Genomic DNA, 12584 nt, shown 5'->3' with positions numbered 1-12584 from the left:
ATACCGAGTATGGTCACCCCGTATAAAATTATTTTTGAACCCATCGGAAGAATGCTTTTATTGAGGTGAAGGTACCACTTTTCTTTTGATAGTGTCTATCATGAGAAGTAATAACGGTATAAGGCTTTGTGTGAAAAAACCCCCGCTCGGGTAAATTAAAGTAAGATACGTTTGAAGCTCCGCACCGTTTTTGAAAACCCAAACCGATCCAAGGAGGGTCAAAAGTGTTAGCGGAGCCACGATATCCCGATAATTTCGAATGCCGGATAGCTGGCTTATACTAAGACATAATATAAACAACGACAGCGAAACCTTCACAAAACTTCCAATTACCCATATCATAACCGCGATGGCTTCCAGACGTTCAAATGAACCTTCAACACCAATATATTGCATGACGCTTAAATAAGAATAGTTCAGTTGACCTGTTAATGAACCGAGTACCATAATCGTAGATAATACTACGATAAAAATAAAAACAAAGATACATAAAAGTGCATACAGTGAGACTTTGAGAGCCTTTTTCGGTTGATTCAAGAAAGGAAGAATCCATCCCAATATAAACAATTGATTCATAAATGCGCCTGCTGGAAGAATAGCTCCTTGTAAAACAGGGAGTATTCCGTCTCCTAAAATAGGCTTTAGTTGGTCAGAGTCCGCCGCTCCAATCGTCAGAATCAAGAGCGGAATCAAAAATATCAATTTCAGCGGCGTAAGAAACTCAGAACATCTTCCTATGACCTCAATTCCCATAAAAACGGCTAGACCACATAGGATCAATAACGTTAGACTCCCTACTATGGACGGACTTCTTGGTAAAAGTAGTGTTTTAATGAAAAAGGTATGCTGTATAGTCATAATCGAAATAGACATAAACCAAAAATAGATGTAATAAAGCCCCAAAATTGTTCCTAACCACTTCCCGAGGATTTTTTGACTGTATTGTATGATTGTCAAACCCGGATAACGATTCGCGAGTTTGATCATCACCCAAATGCTTAAAAATCCTGTTGCAGTTGATGGTATCACCGATATCCAAGCATCTTGCTTGGCAAACATCGCCATCAATCCGGGGATGGTTAAGACGATTGTGGATGCGACAAAAGAGAATAGTAATATACCAAATTGGCTAGCCGTGATTTTTTCTGTGGTCTGCATGTTCACACTCCCTCTCCTTACCTCATAGAGGTCGTTCCAAGTATTGACTTATCATTATCCATTTATACGTTTTAAAAGGGAGTTGAATCGATTAGGCAGGGATCCTCATTGGAGGTATTCCTGTTTATTTTTACATGTTGACTGATTCCTATAATAGGACTATATTTAATATTATTAGATTAAATAATTTTAGGATATTAAATCAGATAATCATTACATCCTGTCAGATAAGGAGCTATTCCTATGAATATTCAAATACTAGGGCCAGAACATCAAGGGAAAGAAGAATTCGATGGAGGCAAAATAATGGCGCAGAAACCTTTAGGTTTCTCGGGCCAAGGGGCTGTTACAGTAAGACTGGGCCCGCTATTCTATTGGGCTTGGGGACAGGCAGAAGCGGCGGGAGGGATTGGCTTTCATCCTCACCAAGGGTTTGAGATTCTATCTTATGGTATTGCGGGTCAAGGCTTTCACCGAGACACGCTAGGTACTGAAAGCACACTTCAGCCGGGTGATATTCAACTCATGCAAGCGGGCTCGGGCATGCATCATGCCGAGAGCGTCGAAGCAGGCTTCGAAAGCTTTCAAATCTGGCTTGAACCCTACTTGAATGAAGCTGTAAAGCGAGAGCCAACCTATTCACTATTCAAGCACGAGCAGTTCCCTCAGACACGCGAGGATGGCGTGAACGTTAAGACAATCTTGGGTGAAGGCTCGCCTGTCCGCCAACTCGTAACTGATGCACGTATGTATGATGTCGAAGTGGAGGCAGGAGCGTCGTATGTTCATCGTCTATTACCGAACCGCACACTTGGCGGATTGTCGATAAGAGGTGACGGCGGCTCCTTCCTGACAACGGGGCAAGAGCCCGTCCAATTTAAGAATAAGGACTTTGCTATCGCTCAAACGGATCAAGAGGAAGAAATCATTATCCGCGCGGGAGGAGAGACGCTTCGAATATTTCTGATTGAAGTTCCTACCGAAGTCGATTATCCTTTGTATAACAAAGCTAGATAAGGTGGTTGAAGAATGACTGAACGCGATGCTGAGGGTAAGGCTCTTGATTTAAGGCTTACACGCGTACTCAAAAACATGGTGAACGTACTGTACGGCAGCTTAGAACGCGACATTGACAGCTATGGTCTCAGTATGGAAACCTTTCAAATTCTTGAGTTTCTATACAATAAAGGTCCGCACCCCATTCAGAAAATAAGTGATACGTTCTCGATTCCCAGCGGGAGCATCACCTATGTGGTAGATAAGCTGGAAAAGAAAGGGTTCGTCGAACGCCTTCCCATTCCAGGAGATCGACGTAAAACGAATGTGGCATTAACCGAGGATGGACGCAGCTACTTTGATACGATCTTCCCCAGTCATGTGCAGACAATTTCGAACAATTTGTCTTTTGTAACGGATGAGGAGAAGCTCCAACTGATTGAGCTGATGAAGAAAATTGGGTATGGGATCAAGAATGCGCAGGATGGTTCTACGGAAAACAGCGATTAACTTCGGTTAAGATAACACAATAAAAATCCCTATCGTTCTTTGCACGATGGGGATTTTTTATTGTTCAGCGACACGTTAGGCACGAAACAGGGTACCATTCCTCATGCTGAGGAATGGTACCCTGTTTCGCTCACACCTAGGTAACTAGTGCTAAGGTTTACTGTCTTCTTTTACAAGCATCGGGTACGTCAAGAACTGATCAAGAGCGAAATTCACAGCACCTAAAGCGCCGCCAGCTTCATCAATCGTGGCCGTACGGAAGTCGGACCTGCTGACTATCGGGCTCATCGCTCGCTCTTTCATAACCTTCATAGCTGTACTCACGTAAATACGACTAGCTCTGGGAATAGGCCCACCCAGTATAATAGCTTCTGGGTTAAATAAGTTCATCATTGTAGCCAAAGCAATGCCTAAATAGGAAGCTGCTTTGTTCACAGCATGAAGCGCAATGGAATCACCTTGCTCCGCGGCTTCGCAGATCTTATCCACCGTGATGCTTTCAGTAGGGTCAGATGTCACTCTGCTGTATGCAAGCTCAATGGCTGATTCAGCAGCAAGCATCTGCAGACAACCATGATTCCCGCATGGACATAAGGGACCATCAGGCACAATCGTGATATGCCCCATCAATTCACCAGCACCACCAAGTGCGCCAGACAACAACATCTGATTATGAAATAAACCAGCGGCTATGCCTGTACCAACGCCAACATAAATCATATGACTGCTCTCACGACCCGAACCGAAGCGGCATTCAGCAAGTCCTCTGGCGCGATGTCGATTTAAAACACTCGTTGACCAACCCATGTTATCTTCCATCAATTTTCTAATGTCTACACTTCCCCAACCTAGATCAGAGGCACTGATAATCATGCCTTTCTGCGTGTCAATTAATCCAGGCATTCCAAGTCCAATAAGGGGAATAACGGGTATTTGTAAGGCCTTAACAAAATTGGGAAGAGAGTCAGAGAGGATGTGGATGGCAGTTTCAGCATCGGCGTGGCTAACCGGAATCTGGATCAAATTTATGACATTGCCAAGGAGATCAAAAGCACCAAGTGTCCATTGCTGATGTTCATAGTCGGCGCCGATGACAGCATGTGTGTGAGGCGTAAGTTGAATGGCAATAGGTGGCCTACCACCAGTAGATTGGAGGAGTTCCCTCTCGATAACAAGTCCTGTTTCCAGGAGTTCAGTGATTGCAGAAGAGACAGCCGCGCGGCTTAACCCCGTCAACATGGCCAGTCTAACGCGAGGTACGGAACCATGCATCCGGAGCGCTTGCAGGATGGCGAGCTTACTTTTTTGTTCAACGTGTTTATTTCTTATGGTCATAGACTCACCTAGGATAGGACATATAAGAGCAATGCATTGTTATACTTATCATAACAAACATCCTTCCACAATAAAAGGAATCACCCCTTCTAATTGGCAAGTTAGTTCATATATTGACAAAGTTGTGAGCTGGAATTATGATGACCCTAACCAACTTTGAGATTCCCAATGAGCACACGATGACAAATGAGCAGGGGGATAAGGAACATGACTACAAAAGCAAAGATGTACATTTTACCTTTTGGTCCAGGTTTAGAGAAGGTTTGTTCACAAGAAACTCGTACGTATATTGACGAAAATTTTGATGCAGTCTGGAATACATCCAACCAGCACTATTCGCAAGAACAAATGAATCACATACTGGAAGACGCAGAAATACTTATTTCGAGCTGGGGGACGCCGAGACTAACACCGGACATGCTGCAGAAGGCAAGCAAGCTTCGATATGTTGGCCATGCTGCTGGATCCGTCAAAAGTTGCATTTCGAAAGAAATTTTCTCACACGATATTAAGGTGTTTTCTGGTGCACCTCGATTGGCTCAGAGCGTTGGCGAATATTGCTTAACCGTTCTCTTATCTCTTCTACGAAGAATTCCGCAATGCACCAACGCGGTGAAAGAAGGCGGTTGGTGGGAAATTGCGGAACGAGAACAGGGTCATGAATTGACAGGCAATACGATAGGTATCGTTTCTGCGAGTTCCACAGCACGAGCATTTCTTCAGTTATTGGCACCATTTAAGCTAAATGTGCTGCTCTATGATCCATTTCTCACAGAGGAAAATGCCCAGAAGCTTGGTGTTAAGCTTAGCTCACTAGAAGATGTAATGCGGTGTCCGATCATATCCATACATGCACCTTCACTTCCTTCAACAGATAACCTCATTCATAAGGATTTCATACAATTAATTTCTGATGGAGCTATTCTCATTAATTCATCCAGAGGCTCTGTTATTGATGAAGAAGCTCTACTGAAGGAGTTGCAGACCGGTCGTTTCTATGCCGCACTTGACGTATTTAAGAAAGAGCCGCTTGATCTGGATTCACCATTTACAAAGCTTAATAATGTCTTAGTTACTCCTCATATTGCAGGACATACAGTGGAATGTTTCAAGGCATTGATGTTGGAAATTGCCCGAGACATTCATAACAGCAGGAATAATCAATTGACCCGATATGAAATTTATGAACGCATGTGGGAAGTTTTGGCCTAATATCATTCCAAGAATGCCATCCGGTTAGCCGTGATGGCTTTTTGCTTTCCAATGGGACTGAGTTCATAGAAAGCAGCTTTTTGAACCAATTAACTCGATTGTATACCTTTCACGAAGTAAAGTTGTCAATTTACTGCACTAGATAGCGGATTTATAGTATTTTTCTGTTTTCAAAAATCGTTAATAATAGTAATGTGAACGCATACATGATCGTGTCACAAACAAATAAGGGAGGCTCTCGTATATGCCAAAAAAGAAAAAAATAGCTTTAACAACTGCAAGCATTGTATTACTTTCGACCGTGCTGGCAGCATGCAGCCAATCGAGTAGTGAAGAAAGCAACGAGACCAAAAGTAGTACTGAGCCTACTAAACCTGCTGCTACCGAGGCGTCGGCATATACGTTGCCAATCGTGAAAGATGGCTCCGTTACGTTATCCATTGGAATACCTGACAATAGCTATGCTCCGAAAAGTTACACACAAAACCTCCCTGTATGGCAAGAAATAGAGAAGAAGACAGGGGTCAAGATTAAATGGGATGTCAGCCCGTCTGCTCAATATAATGCGAATATGAATATACGTTTAGCAGCTGCTACGGATTTACCTGACATTCTTAAGCTACCATCCAATCCGGTAGCAGCAGCTGACGACGGTCTCATTGTTCCGATGGATGAACTGATTGATAAATATGCGCCAAACATTAAAAAGTATTTTGCACAATATCCGAAAATGCGCAAATTGTTTACCGCGCCTGACGGCAAAATATACGCACTTTCCAGCGATACCAGTGGAACAGCTTATTCCGATCCTCAAGGCTGGCTGATCCGGAAAGACTGGTTGGATAAACTAGGTTTAAAAGAACCGACGAATCTAGATGAATGGTATACCGTGTTAAAGGCTTTTAAAGAAAAAGATCCGAATGGCAACGGCAAGGCGGATGAAATCCCACTTGCACCCAACTATTCATGGGGTGGTTTGTCAAACTTCGGTAAAGCACTTGGGCTCAAAATGGGTGATTACAGCAACAACTATGCTGTGGATGCTAATGGCAAAGTCAAATACGAGTGGATGGATCCGAAAGCGAAAGACTTGATTGTATGGCTAAATAAACTGTATACCGAAGGATTAATTGATCCAGAATTCGTAACCAAACGAACACCTGCACAAGTACTTCCTGACATTACACGGGAATTGGTTGGAGCCACGCAAGGTTTCGTTAACAATACGGCAACTTTAGAAGCAGCTATTAACAAACCAGGCACGGATTGGATAATCACAGTACCGCCTGCTAATGCCGGCGTGAAACCATGGCTTGAAAAATACGGTCCTCTCAACGGTTACTACGCCATCAGCAAAGACGCAAAGAATAAGGAAGTTGCTATCAAATGGCTGGATTATATTTTTGCCAGTGAAGAAGGGGCAAGAATGCAAAGCTATGGCGTTGAAGGAATCAGCTATACGATGGTAAGTGGCAAACCGCAATTCACTGATTTTATCAAAAACAATCCAGATAAGCTTGACGCAACAAGTGCATTAAGAAGTCTAGGAGCTTTCCCATCTACACCTTGGATTCGTGACGAAAAAGGCGTGTTCTCCAATCAAGCAATGGATTTGTTGCAAATGAAGCCTGATTTGGTCGCATTGGCCAAGAAAATAGAGCCCTATCTAATCGATCCAATTCCATTCCAATTTATGTTGGCAACGAAAGAAGAAGCGGCAGATGAGAAACGAATCTCCACGGATTTGAACACCTACCATGAAGAAACCATCCTCAAGTATATCTTCGGAAAAGAACCAATTGATTGGGATAAATATGTGAAACGCAGTAAAGAACTTGGTGTCGATCAGTTAACTGCTATCAAACAAAAACAATACGATCGTTACATTAAGAATTAAAAACTTATAAACAAAGGACGTGGCGTGTGTGTTCCTACACACGCCTGCCTTTTGAAATACGGAGGTGAACATGATGGGGAATGTAGCAAAAGTACTAAACAGGGATAAATATTTGATATTACTCATTCTACCAGTCTTACTTTACTATTTAGTTTTCCACTACATTCCAATGTATGGTATCATCATCGCTTTTAAAAACTTTAAGCCGCTAAAAGGGATTCTCGGCAGTGCATGGGTTGGATTCCAGTATTTCGAAACCTTCTTTAATTCCGTATATTTCTGGCGTTTGATGAAAAACACACTTTTACTTAGTCTCTATTCGTTACTCTGGGGTTTTCCGGTTCCCATTATGTTTGCACTACTGTTGAACGAAGTCCGTGAAGGCATTTTCAAAAAGTCGGTTCAAACAATTAGCTACCTTCCTCACTTTATCTCCATTGTAGTTATTGTAGGAATGATAACCAACTTTACGACAGTGAATGGCGGTATTATTAATACCGTGATTACATGGTTCGGTTTTACACCGATCAATTTTCTTAGTGAATCTAGCTGGTTTAGAGATATTTTTATCTCATCCTCCATCTGGCAAGGCTTTGGCTGGAACTCAATCATTTATCTGGCAGCGATTGCAGGTATCGATTCTCAGTTATATGAAGCAGCAGAAATGGATGGAGCTAACCGTTGGCATAAAATGTGGCACATTACACTTCCGGGCCTAGTCCCGACGATTGTCATTCTGTTAATCCTCAGTGTGGGGAATTTAATGGATGTTGGCTTTGAGAAAATCAATCTACTTTACAACCCTACCACGTATGAAACGGCGGATGTCATCTCCACCTATGTATACAGACAAGGGATTCAAAGTGCCGATTACAGTTACACAACAGCCATTGGTTTATTTAATAACATCATCAACCTGATCTTGCTGGTAACCGTTAATCGAATAAGCAAAAAGGTGTCAGAAACGTCGTTATGGTAAGGGGGACATCGAAATGGCCGTAGTGAGACGAGCAAAAAGAGGGAATTTCATTGATTGGCTCATCTATTTCATGATGGTCATGGTCATCGTGATCACATTGTATCCGTTTATTTATGTATTTAGTATGTCAATCAGCGCTCCTCGGCATGTAGTGACGGGTTCCGTATGGCTTTTTCCTAAAGGATTTTCCTTAGAAAGCTATAAGCGAGTATTTGAGAATGAGGACATTTGGATTGCTTACTATAACACTATCTTTTATACCGTAGTAGGTACATTACTGAATCTGATATTTACCATTTTAGCTGCTTATCCGCTGTCACGCCGCACTTTCTTTGCCAGAAACTGGATCATGGTTATTATCGTCATTACGATGTTTTTTGGCGGGGGACTCATTCCAAGCTTCTTATTAATTAAGGAACTAGGGCTTTACAACACAAGATGGGCAATTCTGCTCCCGGGCTTGACGAGCGCCTTCTATATCATTATTACTCGCTCATTTTTACAAAGCATCCCTGAAAGCTTAACAGAATCAGCAAGAATCGACGGGGCGAATGATATCCGTATTTTACTTCAGATCATTTTACCGTTATCCAAACCGATTTTGGCCGTATTAACGCTGTTTTATGCAGTAGGACACTGGAATAGCTATGTACCGGCAATGATTTATTTATCGAATGTGAACTTGCAGCCCATGTCTTTGTATTTGATGAAAGTGTTAGTACAAAACAACAATTCCATGCTAGAGGGAATGAGCGATCAATTAGATCGAGCACTCTTCGCAATTCAATTGAAATACGCCATCATTATCGTTTCCATCTTACCCATTTTGATTGTATATCCATTCCTCCAAAGATATTTCGTGAAAGGTGTCATGATCGGGTCTTTAAAAGAATAGCAGGCTCAACCGATAGGGGGTGATGTGCAAAAATCGTAATCTGGATGTACATCTAGAATGGATTTTCATACTCCTTCTTGTCAGTCTTCATTGAAAAGGTCAACCATTCTATTCGGATGAGGTGAACTTATTAAAATGAAGGAACGTGTTCTGATGACTACACTGGCCAAACTAAGATTTGCGATTTTGTTCAGTCTTATGATCGTTGCAGCATGCTTCGCATCAAGTTCCGTATTTGCTTTACCAGTCATTCCAGGCGCCGCAGGATATGGGATGGATACGCCAGCAGGACGCGGAGGTACCGTCTACAAAGTAACCAGTTTAGCAGATACGAATACGCCAGGCACTCTGCGGTATGCCATTAGCCGTACGGGCCCACGAGTCGTCGTGTTCGAAGTATCTGGAACGATCAATGTCAACAACACGTTGAACATTAACGATCCGTACATCACCATCGCTGGTCAAACAGCTCCTTCACCAGGCATATTCCTAAGGGGAGCTGTGATCCAAATATTAACGCATGACGTATTGCTTCAGCATCTAAGAGTCGCCCCAGGAGACGACCCCATTGGTGTTGCAACGACGAGTCGCGACGCATTATCCATTAATGGACTGAATGGGAAGGTAGAAAATATCGTAATTGACCATTGTACATTTACTTGGACGGTAGATGAATTATGGCAAGCGTGGAATCCGTACGGCAATATCACTTTCCGACACGTAATTGCCTCTCAGCCACTCCATGATTCGATCCATATTGATGAAGGGGATACCGCACCGGCGCCGCATGGATTTGGTCCCATTTATGATAATCAACCGAATTCACATTCTACTGTAGTGGGCAGTTTGGTCAGCCATGCAGAAGGCCGTATGCCTTATGTTATGGCGAGCGATTACGTGCAAGTCAACAATGTGTTCTATGACCGAGTCAATTCATTTAACCGTTTTGACGCGCAGAATGATGTGGTGACTAGAAACAGTATTGTCGGTAATGTGTTCAAAAACGGTCCTTCACTCGCTGCTTGGGCTGTGGGGAAGAAGCCGATTGAAATCAATGCTGGATTCGCCTCTGGCGGGAAAGTGTATCTGTCCGATAATATCGTGCTGAATCACTCTTTTACGGTGAGCACGCAGTGGGATCTTATTCAAAATAGCTCATCTTACACACAAGCTCAGCTGCAAGCAACGACACCTCCAGCGTGGAGTACAGGACTCGTGGCTAAGCCAGTTGGTGAAGTGTTGGATTGGGTTCTGGACAACGTGGGAGCAAGACCAGCAGATCGACTTCCTTACGAGAACACCATTATTAACAATGTGAGAAATGGTACAGGTGCCATTATTGATTCCATTGTTGAAGCTGGTGGTTGGCCAGTTCTCCAAAACAATACCCGGACACTCGTACTTCCTCCATCCCCGAACGCGGATGATGACTCTGATGGCTATACGAATTTGGAAGAGTGGCTAGAGACATATTCAGCTGAGGTAGAGGGAAGAGCGGTATCTTCTTCGTTAATTTCCAATCTCACTGTCAATGATTCAGCGAACGCGGCTGATTGGTCCACCCGTATTAATCTACAAACTGGAGACCTCACTTATGGGGATAGAACGACCGCATTTTCTGCTGTGTCATCAAGTGTAGCGGGAAGCGATTGGATTAGACCTGCAATGGACTCTAAAGCTTATACAGGTACTACACTTGCTTCCTTTAATGTTAACCAGAACTCGGATGTGTATGTTGCACATAATGATGCGATTACGACAAAACCCACTTGGCTATCCACTTGGACCGATACCGGGCAAGATATAGCTGGAAATGGGTTAACCTACAGTCTTTATAAGAAATCGTATTCTTCTGGTGCAGCAGTATCGCTCGGAAATAATGGCAATACCTCTTTAGGTCAATATCTGGTAGTGGTAAAACCAGTCACACCGCTAGTCTCGAATTTAACCGTTAACGATTCAGCCAATGCGGCAGACTGGTCTGTTCGTTCGAATCTACAAGTGGGAGATCTGACATACGGAGACAGAACGGTTGTATTCTCTGCCGTGGCGCCAAGTGTGACAGGACGGACATGGATTCGACCTGCCATGGATTCGAAAGCCTACACGGGAACAACACTTGTAAGCTTTACGGTAAATAGTAATGCCAATGTGTATGTTGCGCATAATGACGCGATTACAACGAAACCTTCTTGGCTGTCTACTTGGACAGACACGGGAGCGGAGCTGGCAAGTAACGGTTTGACCTACAGTTTATTCAGAAAAGCTTTTACGTCTGGCTCTACGGTGTCATTGGGGAATAACGGGGACATTTCATTAGGACAGTACATGATCGCAGTCGAGTAAGGTATTCGAATCAACTTCCAGTAAGCACTGTCGGGTGGAGCAGGCCGTCAATGTGCAGTGCTCCTCCCGAAATTGTTTATTTGAAGAAGTCAGTCAGAGGGGGATATCAGATGTTGAAATTAGGTGTTATTGGATATGGTTCGAGGATTCGCAATGTCATTAAGGTCATGCAAGAGCACCATCCAGAATGTAACGTAACTACTATTGTCGATGTTCGTAATGATGCCATTAAAGAAGAAAATAGCAATCTAAGTGATGTGCACTATTACGAAACGGTTGAAGAGATGCTAGAGAACGAGCGTCCTGATGGTCTTCTGATCGGAACTCGTTGCTCGCTGCATACACGAATGGCTCTTAAAGTATTGCCATCAGGGATCCCTTTATATCTAGAGAAACCAGTTTCTACGACATTAGAAGATGTTCATTTGCTGAAAAAAGCTAGTGACAACTCAACTTCGGAGGTTGTTGTTTCCTTTCCGCTTCGCGTATCCCGGCTAGTCCGACTAGCCAAAGAAATCATAGAAGCCGGAAAAATTGGTACGGTGGAGCATGTGCAAGCTGTAAATAATACTCCCTATGGATCCGTGTACTATCACAATTGGTATAGGGACGAGAATGAAACAGGGGGATTGTTTCTGCAGAAAGCTACACACGACTTAGACTATATCAATTATATAACAGGACAGAAACCAATAACTGTTTGCGCGATGACCTCCAAGCAAATTTTCAAAGGCACGAAACCTGCTGGGCTTAAGTGTGTGGATTGTGAGGAGAACACGACATGCGAAGAGAGTACGGCATTCTTCAAAAGTCCGAAGCGTGAGAAATGGGCTTATTGTGCATTCGCTGAAGATACGGGGAATGAGGATTCGGGTAGTGCCTTAGTCCGTTACGAAAGCGGTATGCATGCCACATATTCACAAAACTTTTTTGTCCGTAATAAGGCAGGTTACCGTGGAGCTCGATTTATGGGCTATAAAGGCACACTGGAGTTCGACTTTTATACGAGCCAATTAAAGGTTTATATGCATCACACGTCTCGCGTGGAAACCTATGATTTGGATTTGGGCTCGGATCATTTCGGTGGCGATACAGCGCTTGTCAAAAATTTCGTGAAGGTCATGAAGGGACAAGAGAAATCGGTAAGTACGCTGGATGATGGATTACTAAGTGCGCTGATGTGCCTGAAAGCGAAGCAATCTGCACAAACTGGCACTTTCCAACCTATTAATTGGGATTGATAACCGAATATCCGT

10 protein-coding genes are annotated in these 12584 nt (G+C 43.2%); 8 read left to right on the top strand and 2 right to left on the bottom strand.

Annotated elements, in window-relative coordinates; genetic code table 11:
- Window positions 1-57: 57 nt before the first annotated feature.
- On the bottom strand, window positions 58-1158 hold the full coding sequence (locus tag AC58QG_RS05545; protein WP_497361101.1) for a GerAB/ArcD/ProY family transporter: 1101 nt from the start codon (window positions 1156-1158) through the stop codon (window positions 58-60).
- Window positions 1159-1401: 243 nt separating this feature from the next.
- On the opposite strand from AC58QG_RS05545, the gene AC58QG_RS05540 reads away from it, so the two are divergent.
- Complete coding sequence (locus AC58QG_RS05540; RefSeq protein WP_497361100.1) at window positions 1402-2175, top strand: pirin family protein; 774 nt, start codon at window positions 1402-1404, stop codon at window positions 2173-2175.
- Window positions 2176-2187: 12 nt separating this feature from the next.
- Entirely contained in the window at window positions 2188-2664 is a 477-nt protein-coding gene (locus AC58QG_RS05535) for a MarR family winged helix-turn-helix transcriptional regulator (RefSeq protein ID WP_497361099.1), read from the top strand.
- A gap of 150 nt (window positions 2665-2814) precedes the next feature.
- Here AC58QG_RS05535 and AC58QG_RS05530 read toward each other — a convergent pair whose 3' ends face one another.
- Window positions 2815-3999 (bottom strand): ROK family protein, encoded by a 1185-nt coding sequence (locus tag AC58QG_RS05530; protein ID WP_497361098.1) that lies wholly within the window; start codon window positions 3997-3999, stop codon window positions 2815-2817.
- Between the two features lie 207 nt (window positions 4000-4206).
- Between AC58QG_RS05530 and AC58QG_RS05525 the strand changes: the two genes are divergently transcribed.
- The 6 genes from AC58QG_RS05525 to AC58QG_RS05500 all read left to right on the top strand — a co-directional run bounded on the left by AC58QG_RS05525 (window position 4207) and on the right by AC58QG_RS05500 (window position 12569).
- A complete protein-coding gene (locus AC58QG_RS05525) occupies window positions 4207-5211 on the top strand; it encodes a hydroxyacid dehydrogenase (protein ID WP_497361097.1) in 1005 nt (334 codons plus the stop codon).
- A gap of 244 nt (window positions 5212-5455) precedes the next feature.
- A complete protein-coding gene (locus AC58QG_RS05520; protein ID WP_497361096.1) occupies window positions 5456-7108 on the top strand; it encodes an extracellular solute-binding protein in 1653 nt (550 codons plus the stop codon).
- Window positions 7109-7181: 73 nt separating this feature from the next.
- Complete coding sequence (locus tag AC58QG_RS05515) at window positions 7182-8087, top strand: ABC transporter permease (protein ID WP_497362786.1); 906 nt, start codon at window positions 7182-7184, stop codon at window positions 8085-8087.
- A 13-nt stretch (window positions 8088-8100) separates the two neighbouring features.
- Complete coding sequence (locus tag AC58QG_RS05510) at window positions 8101-8982, top strand: carbohydrate ABC transporter permease (RefSeq protein WP_497361095.1); 882 nt, start codon at window positions 8101-8103, stop codon at window positions 8980-8982.
- A gap of 135 nt (window positions 8983-9117) precedes the next feature.
- Window positions 9118-11328 carry a hypothetical protein gene (locus AC58QG_RS05505; protein ID WP_497361094.1) on the top strand — a complete coding sequence of 737 codons (2211 nt, stop codon included), beginning with the start codon at window positions 9118-9120 and terminating at the stop codon, window positions 11326-11328.
- Window positions 11329-11438: 110 nt separating this feature from the next.
- Window positions 11439-12569: a Gfo/Idh/MocA family protein gene (locus AC58QG_RS05500; protein ID WP_497361093.1), complete on the top strand. Its 1131-nt coding sequence runs from the start codon at window positions 11439-11441 to the stop codon at window positions 12567-12569.
- Window positions 12570-12584: the final 15 nt, after the last annotated feature.

It is taken from the genome of Paenibacillus sp. J22P169 (genome assembly GCF_059691995.1).
The sequence above is the reverse complement of the archived record's forward strand: the minus strand, read 5'-3'. Positions and strand labels throughout refer to the sequence as shown.

Coding starts and splice junctions, on each gene's coding strand:
- AC58QG_RS05545 (WP_497361101.1), bottom strand. CDS start 1,158: ATGCAGACCACAGAAAAAATCACGGCTAGCCAATTTGGTATATTACTA.
- AC58QG_RS05540 (WP_497361100.1), top strand. CDS start 1,402: ATGAATATTCAAATACTAGGGCCAGAACATCAAGGGAAAGAAGAATTC.
- AC58QG_RS05535 (WP_497361099.1), top strand. CDS start 2,188: ATGACTGAACGCGATGCTGAGGGTAAGGCTCTTGATTTAAGGCTTACA.
- AC58QG_RS05530 (WP_497361098.1), bottom strand. CDS start 3,999: ATGACCATAAGAAATAAACACGTTGAACAAAAAAGTAAGCTCGCCATC.
- AC58QG_RS05525 (WP_497361097.1), top strand. CDS start 4,207: ATGACTACAAAAGCAAAGATGTACATTTTACCTTTTGGTCCAGGTTTA.
- AC58QG_RS05520 (WP_497361096.1), top strand. CDS start 5,456: ATGCCAAAAAAGAAAAAAATAGCTTTAACAACTGCAAGCATTGTATTA.
- AC58QG_RS05515 (WP_497362786.1), top strand. CDS start 7,182: ATGGGGAATGTAGCAAAAGTACTAAACAGGGATAAATATTTGATATTA.
- AC58QG_RS05510 (WP_497361095.1), top strand. CDS start 8,101: ATGGCCGTAGTGAGACGAGCAAAAAGAGGGAATTTCATTGATTGGCTC.
- AC58QG_RS05505 (WP_497361094.1), top strand. CDS start 9,118: ATGAAGGAACGTGTTCTGATGACTACACTGGCCAAACTAAGATTTGCG.
- AC58QG_RS05500 (WP_497361093.1), top strand. CDS start 11,439: ATGTTGAAATTAGGTGTTATTGGATATGGTTCGAGGATTCGCAATGTC.